The organism is Dictyobacter halimunensis (assembly GCF_036245075.1).
This window is the reverse complement of sequence record NZ_BSRI01000002.1, coordinates 203,835-226,644: the sequence shown is the minus strand read 5'-3', so window position 1 is coordinate 226,644 and position 22,810 is coordinate 203,835. Positions and strand designations below refer to the sequence as shown.

General features: G+C 54.2%; 16 protein-coding genes, 1 pseudogene and 1 other annotated feature. Of the genes and pseudogenes, 11 read left to right on the top strand and 6 right to left on the bottom strand.

The window, feature by feature from the left end:
• Positions 1–470: 470 nt before the first annotated feature.
• Positions 471–743 carry a cation transporter dimerization domain-containing protein gene (locus tag AABA21_RS39655; RefSeq protein ID WP_479430362.1) on the bottom strand — a complete coding sequence of 91 codons (273 nt, stop codon included), beginning with the start codon at positions 741–743 and terminating at the stop codon, positions 471–473.
• A 126-nt stretch (positions 744–869) separates the two neighbouring features.
• A pseudogene (locus AABA21_RS15030) lies at positions 870–1,891 on the bottom strand (cation diffusion facilitator family transporter); the annotation flags it as partial.
• Between the two features lie 856 nt (positions 1,892–2,747).
• Between AABA21_RS15030 and argC the strand changes: the two are divergent.
• The 9 genes from argC to AABA21_RS14985 all read left to right on the top strand — a co-directional run bounded on the left by argC (position 2,748) and on the right by AABA21_RS14985 (position 12,016).
• A complete protein-coding gene (gene argC / locus AABA21_RS15025) occupies positions 2,748–3,836 on the top strand; it encodes an N-acetyl-gamma-glutamyl-phosphate reductase (protein WP_338251433.1) in 1,089 nt (362 codons plus the stop codon).
• Positions 3,837–3,895: 59 nt separating this feature from the next.
• Positions 3,896–4,765 carry an acetylglutamate kinase gene (gene argB / locus AABA21_RS15020; RefSeq protein WP_338251431.1) on the top strand — a complete coding sequence of 290 codons (870 nt, stop codon included), beginning with the start codon at positions 3,896–3,898 and terminating at the stop codon, positions 4,763–4,765.
• A 184-nt stretch (positions 4,766–4,949) separates the two neighbouring features.
• Positions 4,950–7,274 (top strand): HAD family hydrolase, encoded by a 2,325-nt coding sequence (locus tag AABA21_RS15015; protein WP_338251429.1) that lies wholly within the window; start codon positions 4,950–4,952, stop codon positions 7,272–7,274.
• A gap of 47 nt (positions 7,275–7,321) precedes the next feature.
• The gene (hisH, locus tag AABA21_RS15010) at positions 7,322–7,930 is read left to right on the top strand and encodes an imidazole glycerol phosphate synthase subunit HisH (protein WP_338251427.1); all 609 of its coding nucleotides are present in this window, start codon (positions 7,322–7,324) and stop codon (positions 7,928–7,930) included.
• Complete coding sequence (hisA, locus tag AABA21_RS15005; RefSeq protein WP_338251425.1) at positions 7,927–8,643, top strand: 1-(5-phosphoribosyl)-5-[(5-phosphoribosylamino)methylideneamino]imidazole-4-carboxamide isomerase; 717 nt, start codon at positions 7,927–7,929, stop codon at positions 8,641–8,643. Before hisH ends, hisA begins: the two co-directional genes overlap by 4 nt.
• A gap of 5 nt (positions 8,644–8,648) precedes the next feature.
• The gene (hisF, locus tag AABA21_RS15000) at positions 8,649–9,416 is read left to right on the top strand and encodes an imidazole glycerol phosphate synthase subunit HisF (protein ID WP_338251423.1); all 768 of its coding nucleotides are present in this window, start codon (positions 8,649–8,651) and stop codon (positions 9,414–9,416) included.
• Positions 9,410–10,348 (top strand): phosphoribosyl-AMP cyclohydrolase, encoded by a 939-nt coding sequence (hisI, locus tag AABA21_RS14995; protein ID WP_338251421.1) that lies wholly within the window; start codon positions 9,410–9,412, stop codon positions 10,346–10,348. The genes hisF and hisI overlap by 7 nt, the downstream gene beginning before the upstream one ends.
• A gap of 195 nt (positions 10,349–10,543) precedes the next feature.
• A complete protein-coding gene (locus AABA21_RS14990; protein ID WP_338251419.1) occupies positions 10,544–11,257 on the top strand; it encodes an HAD family hydrolase in 714 nt (237 codons plus the stop codon).
• An 18-nt stretch (positions 11,258–11,275) separates the two neighbouring features.
• Positions 11,276–12,016 (top strand): HAD family hydrolase, encoded by a 741-nt coding sequence (locus tag AABA21_RS14985; RefSeq protein ID WP_338251416.1) that lies wholly within the window; start codon positions 11,276–11,278, stop codon positions 12,014–12,016.
• A gap of 76 nt (positions 12,017–12,092) precedes the next feature.
• Here AABA21_RS14985 and AABA21_RS14980 read toward each other — a convergent pair whose 3' ends face one another.
• From AABA21_RS14980 to AABA21_RS14965, 4 genes are all read right to left on the bottom strand, one after another.
• Positions 12,093–13,598 (bottom strand): amidase, encoded by a 1,506-nt coding sequence (locus tag AABA21_RS14980; RefSeq protein ID WP_338258444.1) that lies wholly within the window; start codon positions 13,596–13,598, stop codon positions 12,093–12,095.
• Between the two features lie 109 nt (positions 13,599–13,707).
• Positions 13,708–16,467 (bottom strand): class I tRNA ligase family protein, encoded by a 2,760-nt coding sequence (locus tag AABA21_RS14975; RefSeq protein WP_338251415.1) that lies wholly within the window; start codon positions 16,465–16,467, stop codon positions 13,708–13,710.
• 13 nt (positions 16,468–16,480) lie between these two features.
• Complete coding sequence (locus AABA21_RS14970; protein ID WP_338251412.1) at positions 16,481–17,029, bottom strand: class I tRNA ligase family protein; 549 nt, start codon at positions 17,027–17,029, stop codon at positions 16,481–16,483.
• Positions 17,030–17,125: 96 nt separating this feature from the next.
• A complete protein-coding gene (locus AABA21_RS14965) occupies positions 17,126–17,851 on the bottom strand; it encodes an alanyl-tRNA editing protein (RefSeq protein WP_338251411.1) in 726 nt (241 codons plus the stop codon).
• A 40-nt stretch (positions 17,852–17,891) separates the two neighbouring features.
• Positions 17,892–18,261 (bottom strand) — a binding site (T-box leader).
• Between the two features lie 321 nt (positions 18,262–18,582).
• Between AABA21_RS14965 and AABA21_RS14960 the strand changes: the two genes are divergently transcribed.
• On the top strand, positions 18,583–21,444 hold the full coding sequence (locus AABA21_RS14960; protein WP_338251409.1) for a 2-oxoglutarate dehydrogenase E1 component: 2,862 nt from the start codon (positions 18,583–18,585) through the stop codon (positions 21,442–21,444).
• Positions 21,434–22,741, top strand: coding sequence for a 2-oxoglutarate dehydrogenase complex dihydrolipoyllysine-residue succinyltransferase (gene odhB, locus AABA21_RS14955; RefSeq protein WP_338251407.1), 1,308 nt, complete (start codon positions 21,434–21,436; stop codon positions 22,739–22,741). The genes AABA21_RS14960 and odhB overlap by 11 nt, the downstream gene beginning before the upstream one ends.
• Positions 22,742–22,810 lie beyond the last annotated feature (69 nt).

The window sequence follows — 22,810 nt, the reverse complement described above, 5'->3', positions numbered from 1 at the left end:
TGTGGACAGAATCGTTGCAAGTGATTTCCTTAATGGCTCCTATTTTCCTGGTTTACTATCCATACCTTTTTGCTGTCAACTCTTACTATGTTTTTGCTATGTATATAACGTATCACACTTTTTTCTGAGCCGTATGGCAGAAAAGAGGATTATGTGCGAAAAAGTATTAGCTTTTCTTTTGTCAGGAAGGCACGTGAGTGCCCCGTATGCGCGTCCACGCTGATTCTGTGAGTTAGTGCATGGGGCGCACTAATGCGCGCCCCATGCACTAACTCACAACTGACACATGAGTGCCGTGGGTGCGAAAACTTATGCAGGCCTCAGGCGATGATCATGAGTGCCCTCGCACGCGCGTCCGCGCTGGTTGTTTGTGTTGGTTCTTAACTCATTATAATAGACGTTTCGTGTACGTCAACCTTTGCGCCGGGCGATAGGGCCCGGAAAGAGAGGTTAAAAGAGGCGATATAATCTCAGCAGATTGGATCCTCTGGCGGTTCTGTGTGTATGACGACGGTGTTGAGATTGGGGTACGAGCGGCGTAGGGCGCGTTTGATTTTTTCTGCGTCAATATGGACCTGACTGAGAGGCGCATGGGCATCAAAAATTACATGCAAAACAAGATCTAATTCGGGTGCCCCTTTTGTACCATGACCCCCTACTTCTGCTACTAATCTATGCGGTCGGTAGAGATGGATATCATGCGCATTTCCTGTGCCAGCGATTCCATCGGCGATGCGACACATTCTGGCGGCCATCTCTGGATATTGTATCGTGACATCCTGGCGCTGCACGATATTTTCATCGGGCGCTTCCAGATGGGTGGTCACACGATGCAGTTGTTTATTGTTCTGGAGCAGGGCCTGCTCTAATTGCGTGGCGATGGTATGGGCCTGCTCCAGGTTCATATCAGCATGAACCTCTACGTCAAAGTCAGCTTCGAGTTTACCGGCCACATCCCGCACATGGATATCATGCGCATGTACCCCCTGGCGCTCCGCCTGGTAATGAATCTGATCAATGACTGTCTCTTTAGGAGAGGTAACCGGTTCGACGTGCACCACCACATCGATGTCATCCAATGCCGAAAAGGTATGTGCCTCATCCGTTGTTTCGTCCTCGACCAGGTCGCTCAGGTGGTGGATCTGCTCAAATGTCAACGTGCGCGGAGCCGATATAATCACATCCGCGAAACATTTGTTGCCCCCGCGACGCACACGCACGCGCCTCACCTCTATCACATCATCCAGTCCCGTCAGTCGTTGTTTAATATGGGTCGCCAGAGCGCCTGGAGAATGATCGAGTAAGGCATCAATTGTCTCGCGCGCCAGTCGCAAGCTTACCCAGATTACAATGCCCGAGACGCCAAAGGCGGCAATAGCATCTGCCTGGACTAACCAGGCTGGCCAGTGAAAGAGATTCGTCAGGTAGACGACCAGCAGGCCGAAGATCACGACCACCGAGCTCCAGACGTCGGTACTGAAATGCAGCGCATCCGCCTCCAGCGCCTGGCTTCCCAGCTTTCTGGCGACGCGCAGCAACACACGCGAACGGGTCACATCAACCACAATCGAAACGAGCATGACCACAAAAGCCCAGATGCTAGCATCGACATGGCCCTCTTGATAGAGCAAACGGTGGACGGCCTCAATGATCACCCAGATGGCAGTGCCCAGTAGCAGTAAGGCCTCCAAAAAGCGGAGAGGTTTTCAACCTTGCCATGGCCATAGTTATGATTGGCATCGGCGGGCCGATCTGCGACGCGCACCGCGAAAAATGTCATCAGCGCCGCTACCAGGTCCAGACCCGAATGGGCCGCCTCGGCCATAATACCCAGGCTTCCTGTCAGAACCGCCACCAGAATTTTCAAGCCTGTCAAACCGACTGCCGCCATTACCGACGACATGGCGGCCAGCGTCTTTTCCCGCTGGGCACTCTTTGAAAGTGACATGTTCTCGGACTGCCTCCTCTATCAAAAAAGTGTATGATCGCTTACGCCTGCTCTTCCAGGCACATATCGTTCCCCATTTTACTCGATGCGACGATTGACGGCAAGAATTTTTTTTGTAGAAAGTGTGTACTCTGCTCTTGCTAGCGCGTGAGCGCTAGCAAGAGCAGAGTACACACTTTCTACAGTATGGTTTGCGCAAAAAAGTTTAAATTGGGCGTGAAATCGAACAGGAGTATAGTCGGATATGGTCAATTATGCTATATGATTATACTCCTACCATAAAAAATATGAATTGACAGAGACACATTCTGCTGTTATGCTGTTGGTAACAACTCTATATATAAAGACTGACCCGCGATGATCAAACTTAGTATGAGATTGGGAGCCAACAGAGATCCGACGCCTGGTGAGAGTTCGGAATGGTGTACCCACTCAGAACCCTTTTGTGAGCGGCTATCCGAAGAAAGTCCTGTGATGTGTCTCTTTTTTCTTGTGCCAGCCTTTTTAGTAAATAGAGAGGCTGCGAAGCACAGATGAAAGAAAAAGAACAGCGCGCCAGGGCAAGTAGGACAGATGGGTGGCTCCCAGGCAGCACAATAGCTAGAAAGAGTGGTCTTTCCACCTTCGCTACACCGCGGTACGAGGAGAGTAGTTGTTGTTCAAGCAACTTCTCAGATGAATGTGGAAGACAATCTGGGTGGTACCACGGGAGCAACAATGGCTTTCGTCCCTTGCAGAATGAAGTATAAGGGATGAAGGCTTTTTTTATTGGTAAAAGTTTTTTGCGAGGTGGACGGCAATGACGACTGTTTCTATTGTGAATGTAACAAGCTATACAGGATCGGAACTGTTGCGTTTATTAGCGCAGCACCCTGATTTTGTTGTGACCTCTGTGACCGGGCGTAGCACCGTAGGGAAGCGCCTGCAAGAGGTGTTCCCCTACCTGCGTGCGGGCGTACCTACCCTGGAGGGCCAGCAGCCAGCAATAGATCCAGCGCTCGTGATTACTGAAGAGCCTGCTCAGACCGACCTGGCTTTTGTGTGTCTACCGCACGCGGCGGCAGCCGAAGCCGTGATCAAGCTGTTACAGCGTGGAACAAAGGTGGTGGATCTCTCGGCCGATTTCCGGTTGCGTGACGTCGCGACCTATGAGGAATGGTACAAGCACACCCATCCGGCGCCAGCATTGCTGGAGAACGCGGTGTATGGTCTATGCGAAACCTATCGCGAGCAGATCCGGAACACCAACCTGGTAGCCAATCCGGGTTGCCATACCACTACGTCCATTCTCGCCCTGAGCCCCGCGTTTGGCGCCGATATCATTCGGCCCGACGTCATCATTGACTCGAAGACCGGCATCAGTGGTGGCGGACGCAACCCGAGCGCGGCTTATCACTTTCCTGAAGCCGATGAAGACGTGAGCGCTTATGGCCTATCGGGCCACCGGCACATGCCGGAGATCGCGCAAGAATTGACCGCGGTTGCCGCCGCCCACGGCCATCCTTTTGAGAAGGCGTTACGTATTACATTTGTCCCGCATTTAATGCCGATGACGCGTGGTATTCTCGCTACCTGCTATGCTGACCTCAAGGAAGACGAAAATGGGGCCTTGCCAGCAACCGCAGAGATCCGCGCGCTCTATGAACAGTACTATGCGCATGAGCCATTTGTGCATGTGGTCGATCAGCCACCGCACACCAAATGGACCTATGGAAGCAACCATTGTTTTATTTATCCTATAGTTGATCAGCGAGCGAAACGATTGATCGTCGTGTCCTGTCTGGATAACCTGGTAAAAGGGGCGTCCGGCCAGGCGATCCAAAACGCGAACTTATTGTATGGATTGCCAGAGACAACAGGTTTGTCCTCGTTAGGCGTACATCCATAATACTTTTTACATGACATATAAGATTTTTTTGCAATCATCTATTCTGAGGAGTACAGTTTATGGCAATCTCATTTTCACGCACCCCGGAGGGTGATGTTATCAGCGACCATCATCTTATCGCGCAGGTACTGGGTGAAGCGCTGCCGTATATTGACTTTTTAAAGGGCAAAACGCTGGTTATCAAACTAGGTGGGAGTACCCTGGAGCATCAGCGCGCGGTTCTACAAGACATCATCTGGCTGCGCGCGCTGGGCGCTTACCCTATACTGGTGCATGGTGGCGGGCCCTATATCAATGAATGGCTGACAAAGCTCAATCTACCGACCCGTTTCGTCAACGGATTGCGCGTTACCGATGCGGCCACACTGGAAATTGTGCGCATGGTGTTGCTGGGCCAGGTTAACCAGGGTCTTGTTTTGATGGCATCGCAGATGGGTGGCAAGGCCATTGGCCTGTCTGGAACCGATGGCGGTATGGTGCGGGCGCATATGATAGATGAGCGCCTTGGTTTTGTGGGTGAGGTAGACTCGGTAGATCCGACGCCCCTGGAAGCCCTGTTAAAAGATGGTTATATTCCGGTTGTGGCTCCGCTGAGTGAAGGGCCAGATGGTACCTGTCTGAACATCAACGCCGACCTGGTTGCGGCACACCTGGCGGGCGCGTTAAACGCCGAGAAACTCATCTTTTTAAGCAATGTATCCGGCATCTGTGGTTCCGATGGCAACCTGATCTCCGAATTGCGCGAATCCGATGCCAGAAAACTCATCGATGAAGGCGTGATTCATGGCGGTATGATTCCAAAGGTAACGGCCTGCCTGGACGCACTGGTCGCGGTACCCCGCGTCCATATCGTAGATGGCGGGGACTCCCACGTCCTGCTGCGCGAGTTGTTCACCGATAAGGGTGCGGGCACAATGATTATTCGCTAGACGCAGCACAACGAGCATATTCGTCAAAGGGGACAGCCAGGAGATAGTTGGCTGTCCTTTTTTTATGCCTTCTGCTCGTACGCTCATCGCGAAGCTCGCACTGGGATGATACACTATCTGTGAGATAGGTATTATCGAGAGTGAGAGAGTGGCAGAATGTGTTTGAATAATTGAAAGGGATGTCTTGAGCAACGTTGTTGTATTTGATTTAGATGGTGTCATTACCAGTGAAGAGGCCTACTGGATTACAGCGGGCCTGGTGCTTCACGAAATCGCATATAGCCCTCGCTACTGGGATCTGCGCAGGACTGAGAGCTATGTGCCACCAGCCACAGCTGAAGAATGTGACCGTTTAAGCCACGAAGTATTGCCAGCAGAGATCATGCTGGGCTTTAAGGCCCGCTCGATCAATTCTAACTGGGATACCTGTTTTGCCGCGGTCAGTGTCTGCCTGGTTGATTTACTGTCCAGGCTACCCGATCGCTCCGCTTTATTTCCACTGCAGCCCTGGGATGCCCATTGGATTGAGCGATTCCGCCAGTCCCTCGGTCAACTGGAGGATGAAGAGACGTCTATCCTGTCCTCCTATGAGCTACTGAAACAAGCTCCTTTTCAAAACTATATCGGTTTTGAGCTTTTCGAGCACCTGAATCAGTATGCCAGTGAGCTTCTTGGCCAGCCGGTTGAAGGAGCCTTCGCCCGCTACAGTCCTTTCTGGAAATTGTGCCAGGACCTGTTTCAGGAGGCGTACCTGGGTGATCAGTTGTTTGAGCAGGAATATCATCACGCTCCTTCGCAGCCCGGTCGTTATGGATGTATCTATCTGGAGAAGCCTATTCTGGATGTTGAGGTGCTGCGCGCAACATTGCAGACGCTGCGTGAGCAGGGGTATACATTGGGTGTGGCCACCGGTCGACCGGGACGCGAGGCTATTGTTCCGCTCCAAAACTATGGTCTGCTCGACTATTTTGATCCCGCACGTGTGATGACTCATGCCGAGGTCGCGCAGGCTGAAGAGCGGTTGCGGACCCTGGGAGATAACACTTCGCTGGTCAAGCCCCATCCATATCAATTTTTAGCCGCCGCTGATCCAGAGTATCAACCACACCAGCCACTGCCGGCACGTGGTAGCTTTATCGTAGTTGGTGATACCACCAGCGATGTACGCGGAGGACATGCGGCCGGAGCCCTGGTCGTCGCCGTTTTGACTGGTGCCATGACAGCGGAAGCGCGCCGCCTGCTGGAAGAGAGCCAGCCCGACTTTATGATCCCCGATGTCACCAGGGTACCAGAGCTGCTGCAGCGCCTGGATGACCTGGCAACGATTCAGCGCATGCAGTTTCTGGAGCGCGACAAGGCTGAAGTGTTATTGAAGCGCTGGTTTATACACCATATGGACCTGGACGTGGACGAGATACGCCTGACTCCTAAAGCGGTCTCGCTCAATTCCTTCAATGGCGTGTATCGCGTGGGGGCGGAAGAGTACTTCTTTAAGACACATGTAGAAGAGCAGGGTATCCTTGAAGAATACTATCACGCTGAACTCCTGCACAAAGCTGGCTATAACATCGTACGACCCCTGCGGACCGTGCACGAAAAGGGTCAGCAGATGGTCATTTATCCGGTAATCAGCGCCCCGGTAATGTTTGACCTGATGAGAGACGTAGAGACTGGCGACACCTCGCAGGCGGATGTGGAACTGCTGGCGGCGGCCGAGCGACGCGAATGCGAGCGCCTGCTGGAGATTTATCGCTCTACCCTCAAAGAGGGTACAGCTGAGGAACACGCGCAGGCTCCCATTCACCAGTTGTTCTGGCATCGTCTGACAGGTGGACGGCTGGCCAGTTTCTATGAAAACAAATGGTTTCCCTTGCCCGATCAGCCGCAGCCAGAAGAAAGAGGACTATCCTTTGCCGATTTGTTACAGTATGAATGGATAATCAATGGCGAGGAGATAGGCACATATGGCCGAACGCTGGGACAGCTGCTAGAGCGAGCAAAAGAGGTATTGGACCCCTCGCAGGGAGGGTTAACCGTCATCGGTCATGGTGATGCTCACTTTGGCAATGTTTTCCTGGAGCAGCAGACGCATTACCAGTACTTTGATCCAGCCTTTGCCGGACGACATACGCCCCTGCTGGATATCGTCAAACCGTATTTCCATAATGTGTTCGCGACCTGGATGTACTTCCCTAAAGAGGTTGAACAGGAGCTTTCTATCACTGTAGAGGTGCGGGATAAAAAGATCATCGTCGAGCATAACTATGTCCTGACACCGGTGCGGCAGGCCATACTGGACACCAAGAGAACCTATCTATTGCCACAACTGATCGAGCTCCTGCGTGAGCAGCACGCGTTGCCAGAGAACTGGGAAGAGACCGTGCGACTGGCTTTGCTGTGCTGTCCTTTGCTGACCGTCAACCTGTTAGACGACACAAAGCGATCGGCCGCAATTTGCTGGTTGGGACTCTCGCAGGTCATGCAGATGGGAAATACCTCGATCTTTTAAGCAAAAGCCGGGAATAGCGGTTGATTTTATGCCAGGAGGGTTCTAGCATGATTGCTATCATCGATTATGGTGCGGGAAATATTCACAGTATTGAGAAGGCGCTCGAGCATGTAGGCGCGCAAGTGCAGGTAACGGATGATTCCCAGGTAGTAGCGCAGTCGCAGGCTGTCGTTTTGCCGGGAGTGGGTTCAGGGGGAGCGGCTATGGCGCGCATGAGCTCGCGTGGACTGGATAGGGCGATTCGGGAAGCCACGTTTCAGGGCAAACCATTTCTAGGCATCTGTCTGGGAATGCAACTGCTGGCGGATCACCACGAAGAGGGCGAAGTAGAGGGTCTGCGCCTATTTCGTGGCTCGGTGCGCCGTATTCCACATGGTCCCAAGATACCCCATATGGGATGGAACCAGATCCAGACCCTGCAGCCTGACCTGCCTATTTTCGCCGGGCTGCCAGCCGACGCGTACTTCTACTTCGCGCACTCATATTATGTTGAGCCGCAGGATCAGACCGGCGTAGCCGCCGTGACCGACTATGGCTCTCCATACTGTAGCGTGATTGTCACTGACCAGGTCTGGGGCACACAATTTCATCCCGAGAAGAGTGGTGATGTTGGGCTGCAACTGCTCAACAATTTTGTAAAATGGGTGAAGCAATGATCATTTTACCTGCAATTGATATTAAGGATGGGCGCTGCGTGCGCCTTTTTCAGGGAGATTACGCGCAAGTAACCACCTATGATACCGATCCGGTGCAGGTGGCGCTACGCTGGCAAGAGGCGGGAGCCTCCTGGTTGCACCTGGTTGATCTGGATGGGGCGAAAGAGGGTTATCCCGTCAACGCCGAATTGATCAAGCGCATCCGAACGACGACCACCATGCATATCGAGGTCGGTGGTGGAATGCGCACGCCAGAGCATATTGAGCAGGTACTGGGGCTGGGTGTGGATCGCGTCATTCTGGGGACGGTTGCCATCACCAACCGGGATCTACTACGGCAGGCAGTGGAGCGCTGGGGTGAGCGCATCGTCGTGGGGCTGGACGCGCGCGACGGGCTGGTCGCCATCTCCGGCTGGCTGGAGACCTCGCAGGTCGCGGCGGTTGATCTGGCCCGCGAGTTGGAGGCACTGGGTGTTCAGCGCTTCGTCTACACCGATATCGCTCGCGATGGCGCCCTGACAGGTCCCAACCTGAAAGCGCTTAACGAGATGCAGCAGGCGGTAACGAGCTCTCTTATCGCCTCTGGTGGTGTCAGTTCGCTGGCCGACCTGCGAGCTTTAGCACACAGCGGCGTAGAAGGTGCTATCGTTGGTAAAGCCATCTACACGGGAGCGGTCGACCTCGCGGCAGCGATTGGCGAAATAGAGAGGTAAACACTATGCTCACCAAGCGTATTATTCCCTGCCTGGACGTCATGAATGGACGTGTCGTCAAGGGGGTCAGTTTTGTCAATCTGCGCGACGCGGGTGATCCGGTCGAGTTGGCAAAATTATATAATCAGGAAGGCGCGGACGAAGTAACCTTCCTTGACATTACCGCATCGTATGAGAACCGGGCCACCATGCTCGATGTCGTACGACGGACCGCGGAGCAAGTGTTTATCCCGGTCACAGTCGGTGGAGGCATCCGCTCCGTTGAAGATATTCGCGCGACCCTGGGAGCGGGTGCCGATAAAACATCGCTCAACACCGCGGCCGTCCAGAATCCACAGCTGATCACCGCGGGCTCCGAACAATTTGGAGCGCAGTGCATCGTGCTGGCCATCGATGCACGCTCCAATCCCAACATGCCCAGCGGCTATGAAGTCTATGTGCATGGTGGACGCACGCCCACCGGGATGGATGTGTTGGAATGGGCGCAGCGCGGCGTTGAACTGGGCGCTGGCGAGATTCTCCTGACCAGTATGGACCGGGATGGCACGAAGAGCGGCTATGATCTAACACTCAACGCGAACATATCCGCCGCCGTCACGGTTCCGGTGATCGCTTCGGGTGGGGTTGGCACGCTGGAGCATATGTATGAGGGTGTTACCCGTGGAGGTGCCGACGCGGTGCTGGCGGCCTCAATCTTTCACTTCGGTGAATTTCGAGTGCGCGACGTCAAGCACTACTTACAAACAAAAGGGGTAGTAGTACGACCATGCTGAAATTTGATAGCCAGGGCCTGGTTCCGGCCGTAATTGTAGACGACACTACCGGCGATGTCCTGCTGGTTGCTTTTATGAATCAGGAGGCCTATCAGCTTACCCGTCAGACCGGCCAGACCCATTTCTTTAGCCGCTCACGCAACACAATCTGGCATAAAGGTGAGCAATCGGGAAATGTGCAGGAAGTACGTGATATCTTCATCAATTGCGAAGAGAACAGCTTGCTGATCCGCGTCCAGCAGCATGGCGATGCTGCCTGCCACGAAGGATACCACAGCTGCTATTACCGGCGTATCCTGCCCGATGAGAGTTATGAAACCGTGTCCGAACGCATCTTTGACCCGGAAGACGTATATGCATCTGAGCAAAGTGAGGACGAGCCCATCATCCCCCAGGATGGTCAATCGCAGACGCCATTAGAGCTGGAGCAAGCACTGCGCCAACTCTATGGTGTGTATGTGTTGTTGCGTGACCAGGATCATAGCGCGACCTCTAATACATCGCGCCTGCTGCATGAAAAGAATCACAGCTTTCTCGTAGGGCGACTGGCCGATGAACTGGGGGAGCTGGTGGGCGTGCAAACAGGTGAACACGTCCATACCGGCGTGCAGGAGGATACCACATTGGAGGGGAGCCAGGTGGGATACTGGCTTTTCTTACTGGCGGCCATCAATCAGATGGAATATGATAGTTTTAATCCGCATGCCGCCATCCTGCAGGGTTTTACCGCGCATTATAGCGAGAACCAGGTAAACGAACTGCGGCAGAGAGCGGTTGAGGCCCTCTCTTCCGAGGAGACAGCGCAACACGTCCGTGGCCTTACCGCGGGCTTTGCCCTTATTGGCTGGGCCTGTGTCTCCTCCGGAATCAGTCCCCTGGCCCCCGTCGAATATGACCTCGAACAGATGCGTCGCAAAGGATTAGTGGAGTAAACGCAAAAGTTTTACAGTGGTGCATGGGATGCGCATTCGCGCATCCCATGCACCACTGTAAAACTTTTGCGTTTACATATAGTGAGGGGTTCATCTGAGATTGAGTGTCAGGTGGATCCCTCACATTTCGCGAGAAGAAAAAAATGTAATAGTGATATAATGGTATGTAAATTTACCGAGTTGAGCGGAGGGTGTATGAAGTATGAGGCCGTAATATTTGACCTTTTCGGGACGCTGGTAGACAACTTTCCACCGATAGCTTTCAAACAACTATTAACCCAGATTGCCGATGTATTGCAAGTCCCCTCGGAGGAATTTATTCATATCTGGAATGGCGAGCTCTGGCCCCGGCGGGTGCGAGGTGAGTTCGCTACCTTGCCCGAGACCTTCCGCTATGTTTGTGCCCATCTGGGTGTAGAGCCTGGAGAAGAACAGCTAGAACAGGCAACGCGCATGCGCTACGACTATTCGCGCCGTTCGCTGGTGCCTCGCGTGGACACGGTAGAGACTCTGCGCTGTTTGAAAGAGGCTGGTTATGCTTGTGCGCTGATCAGTGACTGTTCGATGGAAATCCCCCAGCTATGGGAAAGTTCGGCCCTGGCACCCCTGATTGATGTACCGATCTTCTCGTGTGTGGTTAAATTAAAGAAGCCAGATCCACATATCTACGCGTTGGCCTTTGAGCGCCTGGGTATTCCCGCCGAGCGCTGCCTGTATGTGGGAGATGGGGGGAGCCGTGAGCTGACTGGTGCGACAGCCGTTGGCATGCAGGCGGTACTCATCTGTGCGCCACATGAAAAGGACAAGGGACATGGTGAACACCAGCAAGAGGTTGATGGCTGGCAGGGGCCACGCATTGAAACCGTAAAGGAAGTTCTGGCTCTGGTGGACGAGACTTTAGAGGTTTAGAAGGGATGAGTTGGTAGGATGGCTATTCGTGCTGTGATTTTTGATCTGGGCGGAACGCTGATTGACTGGCCGGATTGGGATGAGGATGTACTGCGTCGCTGGGGATTATCATATGACTATCTCAGTGCCAAAGCGCCCGATCGGGATTGGCCTGCGAAGGAACGTTATGTTGATGCGATGCGCGGGGCTGAACTGGCCCACTGGCAACGTGTCAACACGATCCAGGCCAGTGCCACGCCGGAAGAAGTGTTGCAGGAAGGTTTCCAGACTCTCGGTTATACCGTTAACGAGGCCGAATTGCGGATAGCACTCGACGGCTATGGTCAGGCCGTCAATGGCTGGGCGATGGTCTTTCCCGATGCCGTCCCGACGCTGCTCAGCCTGCGCAAGCAGGGATATCGGATCGGTCTGCTCTCCAACACCTGGTGGGCGGCGGCCTGGCATAACTCTGATCTGGCCACGCATGGTCTGGACAGCTTGCTGGACGTCGTGCTATATACATCTGAGCTTCCCCATTCCAAGCCGCACCCCGAAGTATTTCGCATCGTGAGCAAGTTGCTGGAGGTCGAGCCCGCTGAATGCATCATGATTGGAGACCGCCTGGTCGACGACGTCTCTGGAGCACTAGGGGCAGGCATGCGTGGCATCTGGAAAAAGACCCCCTATCCCTGGCCTGAGCCTGCTCATATTCAGCCAACGGCCGTCATTACCCATCTCGCTGAGCTGTTGCCCCTGCTCGAAACTCTCAACGCGCAATAATGATCAAAGAGACATAATTGATCGTAGGGGTGACCTTGCGTGCAAGGTCACCCCTACGATCAATTATGTCTGGTGATTAAATACTGGGCAAGAACTTTGGCTTCTGGCGAGCCCTGGTTTTTTGCTCGAAGGCGTAGGCGAGCTTAATCAGGGTGGGTTCGCTATAGGCGCGGCCCATAAAAGTGAGGCCAACCGGGAGCTCCTGGACATGGCCCGCTGGCACACTGATCGCGGGATAGCCAGCCATGGCGGCGGGCTGCGCGCTACTGCCAGTATAGTGATCGCCATTCACATTATCGATATACCAGGCGGGGCCGCAGGTTGGCATAACGAGGGCATCTAGCTGGTACTGATCCATAACGGCGTCGATGCCTTCCTGGCGAGAGAGGCGATGGCTCTCGGCCAGAGCCTGAATATATGCCGGATCGTCGACGCCAGCAGTAGCTTCAGCCTCGATGAATAGTTCGTGACCAAACAGGCTCAATTCCTGTTCTGCATGCGCCTCATTGAAGGCGATCACTTCAGCCAGGTTGCGAACGGGAGACTCCAGTAGTTCACCCAGGTAAGCATTGAGATCAGCCTTCAGATCCGTGATCAGCACCAGGTTCTCGGCCGTTGACGACTCCATCTGTTTCGCGGTGGGAATATTAGCCGGATCGACCAGGATCGCGCCCGCCTCCTGAAGTGCCTGCAAAGCCGATTCGATCAAGCGAGTGGCCTTTGGACTGTAGCCAAAGTAACCCTCGCGTGGCACGCCGATACGCGCCCCTTGCAAGGCGTTAGTATCCAGGAACTGCGTATAATTGGTATGGTATTTCCCCTCGCTTGCGGAGGTCATCGTATCACGTCCATCCACTCCGACGATCGCGCCCAGCAGGATTGCGGCATCAGCCACCGTGCGCGCAAAGGGTCCGACGGTATCCTGATTATGTGAGATCGGAATGACCCCTGCCCGACTGGTTAGGCCAACGGTAGGTTTAATGCCGACTACATCGCAGATCGAAGCCGGGCAGAGGACCGAGCCATCCGTTTCTGTACCCAGAGAGACCGCTGTCAGATTGGCGGCGACCGCCACCGCTGAACCCGAACTGGAACCGCAGGGAGTACGATCCAATACATAAGGATTGCGCGTCTGTCCACCACGGCCACTCCAGCCACTGATCGACGACTGCCCACGCAGATTAGCCCACTCGCTTAGATTGGCCTTGCCCATAATGATCGCACCTGCCGCGCGCAACTTCTGTGCCACAAAGGCGTCTGCTGGTACTCGCGCACCAACGAGGGCCAGTGAGCCCGCCGTCGTCTGCATCTTATCCGCCGTGGCGATATTATCCTTAATCAGCACCGGAATGCCATGCAGGGGACCGCGTATGCCCTGGCTGACGCGCTCCTGGTCGAGGGCATCCGCGATTTCCTGCGCATCCGGATTCAGCTCAATCACTGATTTCAAGGTCGGACCATTTTGATCGAGCTCATGGACACGTTCTATGTAGTATTCAACCAGCTGGCGTGCTGTCAGTTTGCCCTCGGCCATAGAAGCCTGTAGCTCATTAATAGTAACTTCTTCCAAATGCATGAATATACCTGCCGTATTCCATTGGTTAAGAGCGAAGCCATGTTCGCGGGATAAAATAAATGAGAATCAAAAATGATGTTGTGCCGCGAGGGCACAACATCATTTTTGATGACGGCTATGATGAAAGATGGGTATTGTCCCGGACATTATTACCAAGAACAACCTCGATGGTATAGTTCTCGAGCTTTTTGCTGGACTCGGGCGAGATGCGCTCGCGATAGACCTCCTCAAAGGAGGGGTAGTCACGCTGGCTGATCGAGAGCAAGAGATTCGAGGCCAGCGTTTCGACCATGATCTCCTGCTGATATGGCTGCAGAATATGCGCCAGTTCAACCTCGGTGTAGAGCGCCACCCCGATATGGTCCTCGATATTGAAGCCAGCTTTTTTCCGCATATCCTGTATGAAGTGGATCAGGTCGCGCACCATACCTTCCTCACGCAACTCGGGCGTGATGGTGGTCTCCAGGGCAGCGATATAGCCACGCTCTTCAGCGGTCACAAATCCCGGTCGTGCCGTGGCCAGGATAGTAACCTCATCAGCGGTAAGACTGACTTCTTTATTGGCAACCGTAAAGGTCAGGGTGCCGGTCGTATTCAGTTGGGTCGCAGCCTCCTGAGCCTCATGGGCCGAAAGACCTTTGAGGTGGGCCAGGATCTTCTGAACCAGCGGTCCATACTTGGGTCCCAGGACCTTCACCTGCGGCCGCACCGTATAGGCCAGCATATCACTATCCGCGCTGATAAGTTCCAGGTCCTTGATATTCAATTCCTCCAGCACCTGTTCGCTCAGGCGCTGCAGGGCCTCTTCCTCAGCGGCGGTGGGCACGTGGACGTAGAGTGCGTTCAATGGCTGGCGCACGCGGATCTGTGCCTTCTCGCGGGCGGCGCGACCCAGTCCAACGATACGCATTACCAGATGGGTCTCGTTGGTCAGCTTCTCGTCGATCAATTCGGGACGGACCTCAGGCCAGTCCTGCAGGTGGACGCTCAACGGTGCCTGCTCGTCGACGCTGCGCACCAGATTCTGGTAGAGCTCTTCGGTCAGGAAGGGCATAAAGGGAGCCAGCAGGGTGATCATCGTCGTCAGGCTCTCGTAGAGAGTCAGGTAGGCGCCGACCTTATCGTCATCCAACTGAGACTTCCAGATGCGCTCACGGCTCCGGCGCAGGTACCAGTTCGAGAGATCCTCCAGGAAGCTCTGGATGGCCTCGGCTGGTTTCGTCGTGTCGTACTGCTCCAGACCGTTGGTCACCTCGCGGATGGTTTGATGCAGCTCCGAGATGATCCAGCGATCCAGCTCACTGCGGCGCGCCACCGGCAGTTGATGCTGCGCGGGATCGAATTGATCGATATTTGCGTAGGTGACAAAGAACCAGTAGACGTTCCAGATCTTATCCAGAGTACGGCGCGTCAGCATCCACTTCTCGCTCAGACGTACCGGAACGCCCTTCGCGCGAGCCTGCTCCACAGCATCCAGGCTAGGGATCGCCGGGAAGTTCAGGTTTTGCTCGGGTACATGGTTGCTATAGAGCCAGCGCATGGTATCCGAGCCGACGCTCTCGGCCGCATCGTCGAAGACGACCATGTTGCCCTTGGACTTATGCATCGGCGTGCCGTCTTCCGACATCAGCGTGGCATAGCCAAACAGGGTCTGGAATGGCGCCTTCTTCTCCAACACTGTACTCATAACCAGCATCGAATAGAACCAGTTTCTAAACTGGCCCGGGAAGGACTCGGTGACAAAGTTGGCCGGGAACCACTGCTGCCACTTCTCATGATTGGTGAGATAGTTGAGCGTCGAATAGGGAACGATACCCGCATCCAGCCAGGGATTGCCGACATCTTTGATGCGCGAGACCTCGCTACCACATTTGTTACAGGCGATCTTAACCTCGTCGATGTACGGACGGTGTGGAGTATGACCTTCAAACTTCTCCCAGCCGGCGACGGCCCGCTCCTTCAGCTCCTCCTGGCTACCGATGACCTCAAAATTGCCACACTTTGGACAATCGAAGATCGGCAGGGCCAGTCCCCAGTAGCGTTTCTTGGAGATCATCCAATCGTCCATGTTGCGCAACCAATCCATCTCACGATCGAAGCCAAAGGACGGGATCCACTGGATCTGGCGTACCACATCCATGATCTCGTAGCGCAGATTCTCCATCGAGATGAACCACTCATCGACCAGGCGGAAGATCAGCTCGGTCTTACAGCGCCAGCAGGTCGGATAGCGGTGCTTATACTTTTGGGATCGATAGAGCAGGCCCTTCTGGGTCAGGTTTTCCGCGACCAGGTCTGCTACCTCAGAGGTATGCTTGCCCGTCAGCCAGTCAAAGCCTTCTTTATAGACACCAAACTCGTCGACCGGGGCCACCACGGCCAGTCCAAATTCTTTGGAGAGACCAAAGTCCTCGCGACCACAGCCAGGAGCGATATGCACGATGCCGGTTCCCTCGGTGGCGTTGGCCTCTTTCCAGGGTACCACGGTATGCGCCACATCCTTCTCGGCGGGCAGCTCATCGAAAGGACCGCGATACTTCCAGCCGACCATCTCAGAGCCCTTCAGGGTCTCCACCACCTTATAGTCGCCCTTATCATGTCCCTTGAGCGCTTTCAGTACGGAAAGCAGCTGCTCAACCAGGTAGTAGTACTCCCCATCCTGCTCAACCTTCACATAGGTCAGATCAGGGTTGACGGCCGCCGCCACATTGGCTGCCAGCGTCCAGGGAGTCGTGGTCCAGGCCAGCAGATACTCGCCAGGGCGATCCACCAGGGGGAAGCGGACATACAGGCTCAGGTGGGTCAGCTCTCTATAGCCCTCAGCCTCCATCTCCATGTTAGAGATGCCAGTCGCGCAGCGCGGACACCAGGGCATCACATCGCGGCCCTTATAGATCAGGGTTGCGCTCCTGACACTTCTTCAAAAAGTGCCAGATGGTATAGTTATTCTCATCTGAGAGCGTAAAGTAATCGTTGCCCCAATCCATCCAATAGCCGAGGCGAACCGACTGCTCGGTCTGGCGCTTCGAAAAGGTGAAGACGCGCTCCTTACATTTTTCAACAAAGGCCGCGATCCCATATTTCTCGATATCGCGCTTGGTTTTCAGGCCCAGATCCTGTTCAACGTTCACCTCGACCCACAGGCCCTGGCAGTCGAAACCATTCTGATATCGCTGCTTATAGCCTTGCATCGTCTTAAAGCGCTGATACAGATCTTTATAGGTGCGGCCCCAGGCGTGATGGACGCCCATGGGATTGTTGGCGGTGATGGGACCATCCAGGAAAGAATACTTCTTGTCGCTATTCTCATTGCGTTTCAGATAGTGCTGACGAACATTCTGCTCGTCCCACCAATACTGGATGGCATGTTCCAGTTGTGGATAATCGACGCGATCGGCCGCCACAACCGGTTTGAATACACTAGATTTTACTGACACAGTGTCCTCCTCTGCGTCCAAAGCCACATCAAGATAGCCTCGCAGATGAATATAGCAGCTGTAGAATAACTGCCCTGATAAATCCAAAAAGAATATTTATTGTGAAGAAGCGAGCATAATCTCCAGACGTTTGTTGATTCTGCCCTTATTCTCGGTTTTTGTAATATGAATGCCGCCGACCTCGCGGGTATGGTTCACGTGCGTTCCGCCATCGGCCTGCAGATCAAGGCCAACTATTTCAACGATGCGTATCTCCTCCATCTCGGGTGGCAAGAGATTGACCCTGGTACGTACGAGATCGGGAATGGAGAACGCCTTCTCGCGGGGCAGCGTATAGACCCGGATAGGGTAGTCCACCTGGATCGCCTCGTTTACCTTCTCCTCGATGTAGGCGATGCGCTCTTTATCCAGGTTTTCCATGGCGAAATCCATGCGCGCGCGATCCGGGTACATCTGTCCTCCTGTCACCTGGACATTGAACTCTTTCCAGATGACGCCGCACAGGATGTGGAGCGCTGTATGGGTACGCATCATTTGATAGCGGAAATCCCAATCGATGGTACCAACAACTTCCGTGCCGATGGGAGGAGGTGGATAGTCCAGGGTATGCCAGACCACATCGTCGCGTTTATGCATAGCGATCACGCTGGCAGGATAATCCTGGCCCGGCCACGTAATCATACCTCGATCGGCCATCTGCCCACCGCCGCCGGGGTAGAAGACGGTAGCATCTAGCGCGATATCATCACCCTCCACAGCCACAACCGTGGCTGTACACTCGTACGTGAAACTATTTGTATGGTAAAGGAGTTTGGTTTTCATTTATATGTTCCTTTTCCTCAACAAAAAACCCCTCGTCCAACAAAGGGACGAGAGGAACTCCCGTGGTACCACCCTGATTAGCCTGGCATGGCACTTCCATGGCCTGGCTCACTCAATACACATATTCCGGACAGTTCCCCAGCGAGAGTTTCTCCGTGATAACGGTTCGACTCATCTTGTAAAGGTATAGAAGTGCTGGAACGCATAAAGGAACAGCGGACTACATGCCTTCATGATAACGGGAAGGACCCGACTGCGCCTACTTCCTGTATTGATCATATGATCACACGTGCTGGTTTCGGCTGGTAGCTCTGGAGTGATATTCGGCACGCGACCTGTATCCGGTTTCACCATCCCCGGACTCTCTATAGCAGGGGCTGCGGCCTACTGGGCTCCGTCATCGCTGTTGATTATCGATTATATTGTTGTGTAATGTATGCTTCTTCGTGCATTGCACGCATAAGGTTGTTGCTTGTACTCCGCTATTCGTGTGGTCTCTGCACAGTAGGATTTCGGGTGTTTCGCAATAAAGAAACGAATGAGCTTGTTTGTTCGTCCTAAGTCCTGTAGGTGTTAGTACCGTGAATATTTTGGAGTATGGTAAAGCTATGATACCATAGTACGTGGTAGAATACAATAGCTGGATCAGAGACACGAGCAACGAGGCTCATTCCTCAATTTCGTGTTCCGTAAGTTATACAAACTGTGTTAATGTAACCTAAGGAATATACATGCAAAACCTAGAGAAATTTTATGGTCCAAATGCAGGCTATGTGCAGGAACTCTATGAACGCTATCAGCAGGACCCCGCGTCCGTCGATGCTGTGACGCGTGCCACATTTGATTCCTGGGCGGCTGAAGACGTGGGCGCAGTCACCACCAGCCCGCAAGGTACAGGTGCTGTGCCAGTTCCTTCCGCGCCAGCCGAAGCCCACGAAGATACGCCGGCCTACTCACGTACCCAGGTAATGAAGATTGTGGCGGCCTCTACTTATGCCCATGCTATTCGTGAAAAGGGGCATCTGGGGGCTAACCTGGACCCACTGGGGAGCGAACCGATCGGAGACCCCGCCCTGCTTCCTGAGACGTATGGTCTATCGCAGGAAGACCTGGTGCAGTTGTCGCCGAGGGTGGTAGGTGGTCATTCGGCGGAAGGGGCCGAGAACGCCCTGGAGGCGATCGCCGCCCTCAAGCAGATGTACTCGGGCACCATTAGCTACGAGTTTGATCAGGTGAAGAGTCCCGACGAGCGACGCTGGTTGCGCGATGCCGTTGGACTCAATTTATATCATCGCGATCCCAGGACAGAAGAGGCGCGCAAGTTATTAAAGCGCCTGACGCAGGTTGAGATCTTTGAGCGCTACATCCACCAGAACTATACTGGTCAGAAGCGTTTTTCGATCGAAGGCATCGATATGCTGGTGCCGATGTTGGATGAAATTATTTCCGGTGCCGTAGATTCAGAGACCAAAGAGGTTGTAATCGGCATGGCGCACCGTGGGCGTTTGAACGTCCTGGCCCACACACTGGGCAAGCCCTATGGCGCGATCCTGGCCGAGTTCGCCCACTCCAAGCATGAAGAGGGGGTGCCGCTTACCGATAGCTTTGGCTTTGGCTGGACCGGAGACGTCAAATATCATCTCGGGGCCGAGCACATCTTTGGTGAGGGGGCGTCCGTCGATCTCAAAGTTCTGCTATCGCCAAATCCGAGTCATCTAGAATTCGTCAATCCCGTCATCGGAGGCATGGCGCGTGCCGCGCAAGAGATCCGCACCGTAGCTGGAGCTCCGCTACAGGACGTCGATAAGACGTTACCTATTCTTATCCATGGTGACGCCGCATTCCCGGGCGAAGGCGTTGTCGCCGAAACAATGAATCTATGGCACTTACGTGGGTACTGGGTTGGTGGAACTATTCATATTATCGCAAATAACCAGTTAGGCTTTACAACAGATCCCGAAGATAGCCGCTCTACTCCTTTTGCCAGTGACCTGGCCAAAGGCTTTAGCATTCCAATAATTCATGTCAATGCCGATGATCCTTATGCCTGTTTAACTGCTGTGCGTATCGCGCATGCATATCGAGATCAATTTCATAAAGATGTAGTTATCGACCTGGTTGGTTATCGTCGCTGGGGCCATAACGAAGGCGACGAACCCGCATTCACCCAGCCACAGATGTATGACAGTATCCGCACGCATCCAACCGTCCGCGAACTTTATGCTCGCATGTTAGAGCAACGCAAGCAGATCGAACCTGGAGAGGCCGAGGCGCTGGTGAATGACGCCTTCGCGGTACTGGAGCAGGCCAAGCGCGAGGCCGACGAGGGGGTATATACCACGCAGGAGCAGAAGATCAGCAAGCGCGTGCGCCCGACCCTGGAGGTTCCCCCAACCGTGTCCGCCGAACAGATACAGGCGTACAATGACGAACTATTGAGCTGGCCCAAGAGCTTTACGCCCAATCCCAAACTGGCGCGCATCTTGCAGCGCCGCGCGAGTGCCCTGGGACCCGATGGCGGCATCGACTGGGGACAGGCCGAAGCACTGGCTTTCGCCTCTATCCTGGCAGAAGGAACGCCTATTCGTCTGACGGGTCAGGACGTGGAACGAGGCACATTTAGCCATCGCAACGCCGTTTTGCATAGCAGCGATAGCAATGAAATCTATATCCCCCTGCAACACCTGGTTGACTCACAGGCATCATTTTCCATTTATAACAGTCCATTAAGCGAGGTAGGGGCACTGGGATTTGAATATGGGTATAGCGTCCATGCTCCCGACACGCTGGTGTTGTGGGAGGCCCAGTTTGGAGATTTCTCCAATGTCGCCCAGGTTATTATTGATCAATTTATCGCCTCTGGTCGGGCGAAGTGGAAGCAGAACTCATCTATTGTAATGCTCTTGCCACATGGATACGAGGGTCAGGGACCAGAACACTCCAGCGCGCGCCTGGAGCGCTATCTGCAGCTTGCGGCCCAGGATAACTGGCGTGTCGCCAACTGTTCGACCGCGGCCCAGTATTATCATCTCCTGCGCTTACAGGCCCATAATATCAAGAACTACCCAAGGCCATTAATCATCATGACGCCCAAGGCCCTCCTGCGCAACGCGCAATCAGCGTCCAAACTGGAGGATCTGGCTGGGGGAACCTTCCAGCCGGTACTGGATGATCAGAGGGCGCAACAGCATCCAAACGACGTTCGCCGTGTTATCCTCTGTACAGGCAAAATTGCCATCGACTTGCTTGCGCACGACAAGCGTGCCCATAATGAAGATATCGCCATCGTGCGGGTAGAAATGCTCTACCCCTTCCCTGGTGAAGAAATCAAAAAAGTCCTGGCAAATTATCCACATGCGCGTGAGATAATCTGGGTACAAGAGGAGCCAAGGAATATGGGAGCGTGGAGTTATATCTCCCCCCGTTTGTCCGCTATCGTCGACAACACGGTCACCATCGATGTCATCTCTCGTCCCGAACGATCAAGTCCAGCGGCGGGCTTCTGGGATCTTTATATTGCGGAGCAGGAAAAAATCATCACGGAAGCCTCCACTTTACCGCTGAAACAACCCGGAGGAAACTATGTCCGTTGAAGTTAAAGTCCCTGCCCTGGGAGAATCAATCGTCGATGCGACCATCGCATCCTGGCTAAAGCAAGAGGGTGACGCCGTCAAACGCGGCGACACCCTCGCCGAGCTTGAGACCGACAAGATCAATATTGAGGTGAATGCCGAGCAAGATGGCGTTCTCCAGAAGATATTAAAGCAGGTTGGGGATGTGGTTGCGGTCGGTGAAGCTATTTGTACGATAGGTGAAGGAGCGGCTGCGACCAATGGCGCCTCACCTCAAGCAGCATCAGCCGCTAATGCTGAATCTGCAACAGACAAACAGCAGGTTCAGAACGCGTCAGGCGCCCAGGAGGCACCTCTATTTTCAGATACCCAGCGTCCGCCATCCCCACTGGCGCGTCGTATTGCAGCTGAGCACCACGTCGATATCTCACAGGTGCGGGGGAGTAGTCCACACGGGCGTGTCACCAAAGAAGACGTCATCAGTTACCTGGAGCAAAACGGACGAGAGCCTGTGCCCGCCGTGACTCAAGGATCGCCAGCGCCAGCGCCAGCCGTTCCTGCGCAGCCCACAGCGCAACCTCCGGTCGCCAGAGCTGCGCAGCCTGTCGCCGCGGATGGACGAGGCGAAGAGCGCGTGCGCATGTCGCGCCGGCGCCAAACTATCGCGCAGCGCCTGGTTGAGGCGCAGCATACCGCGGCCATGCTCACGACCTTTAACGAGATAGACATGAGCGCCGTGATGGATGTGCGCAGTCGTCGCAAGGACGCCTTCAAAGAAAAGCATAACGTCTCGCTCGGCTTTATGTCTTTCTTTACCAAGGCGGCCGTTGGCGCCTTGAAGGCCTATCCGCGCCTGAACGCCGAGATCCAGGGCACCGACCTCGTGCTTAAGCACTACTACGACATCAGCATCGCCGTTTCCACCGATGAAGGGCTGGTCGTGCCCGTAGTGCGTGACGCTGATCGCAAAGGGTTTGCCCAGATCGAACGTGAGATCGCCGAACTGGCCAAACGTGCCCGCGCCAACGCCCTCACGCTCAACGATCTGCAAGGTGGAACCTTTACAATTACCAATGGCGGCATCTTTGGCTCCCTGCTTTCCACCCCCATCCTGAACGCACCCCAGGTTGGTATTCTTGGCATGCACAAGATCGAGCAGCGTCCGATCGCCCTCAACGGCCAGGTTGTCATTCGTCCGATGATGTATGTTGCCCTCTCCTACGATCACCGTATTGTTGATGGGAGTGAAGCTGTGCGTTTTCTTGCCACCATCAAAGAACTGGTCGAAGACCCGGAATCCCTCCTCCTCGAAGGATAATCCGATGCCCTGTTTCGCTCGACATCACGCGTTAATACCTGTATAATCAGGAAGATAGAGAAGAAACAA

Coding starts and splice junctions, on each gene's coding strand:
- AABA21_RS14960 (WP_338251409.1), top strand. CDS start 18,583: ATGCAAAACCTAGAGAAATTTTATGGTCCAAATGCAGGCTATGTGCAG.
- hisF (WP_338251423.1), top strand. CDS start 8,649: ATGCTCACCAAGCGTATTATTCCCTGCCTGGACGTCATGAATGGACGT.
- AABA21_RS14990 (WP_338251419.1), top strand. CDS start 10,544: ATGAAGTATGAGGCCGTAATATTTGACCTTTTCGGGACGCTGGTAGAC.
- AABA21_RS39655 (WP_479430362.1), bottom strand. CDS start 743: ATGTGTCGCATCGCCGATGGAATCGCTGGCACAGGAAATGCGCATGAT.
- odhB (WP_338251407.1), top strand. CDS start 21,434: ATGTCCGTTGAAGTTAAAGTCCCTGCCCTGGGAGAATCAATCGTCGAT.
- AABA21_RS14975 (WP_338251415.1), bottom strand. CDS start 16,467: ATGCCCTGGTGTCCGCGCTGCGCGACTGGCATCTCTAACATGGAGATG.
- hisI (WP_338251421.1), top strand. CDS start 9,410: ATGCTGAAATTTGATAGCCAGGGCCTGGTTCCGGCCGTAATTGTAGAC.
- AABA21_RS14965 (WP_338251411.1), bottom strand. CDS start 17,851: ATGAAAACCAAACTCCTTTACCATACAAATAGTTTCACGTACGAGTGT.
- hisH (WP_338251427.1), top strand. CDS start 7,322: ATGATTGCTATCATCGATTATGGTGCGGGAAATATTCACAGTATTGAG.
- argB (WP_338251431.1), top strand. CDS start 3,896: ATGGCAATCTCATTTTCACGCACCCCGGAGGGTGATGTTATCAGCGAC.
- hisA (WP_338251425.1), top strand. CDS start 7,927: ATGATCATTTTACCTGCAATTGATATTAAGGATGGGCGCTGCGTGCGC.
- AABA21_RS14985 (WP_338251416.1), top strand. CDS start 11,276: ATGGCTATTCGTGCTGTGATTTTTGATCTGGGCGGAACGCTGATTGAC.
- argC (WP_338251433.1), top strand. CDS start 2,748: ATGACGACTGTTTCTATTGTGAATGTAACAAGCTATACAGGATCGGAA.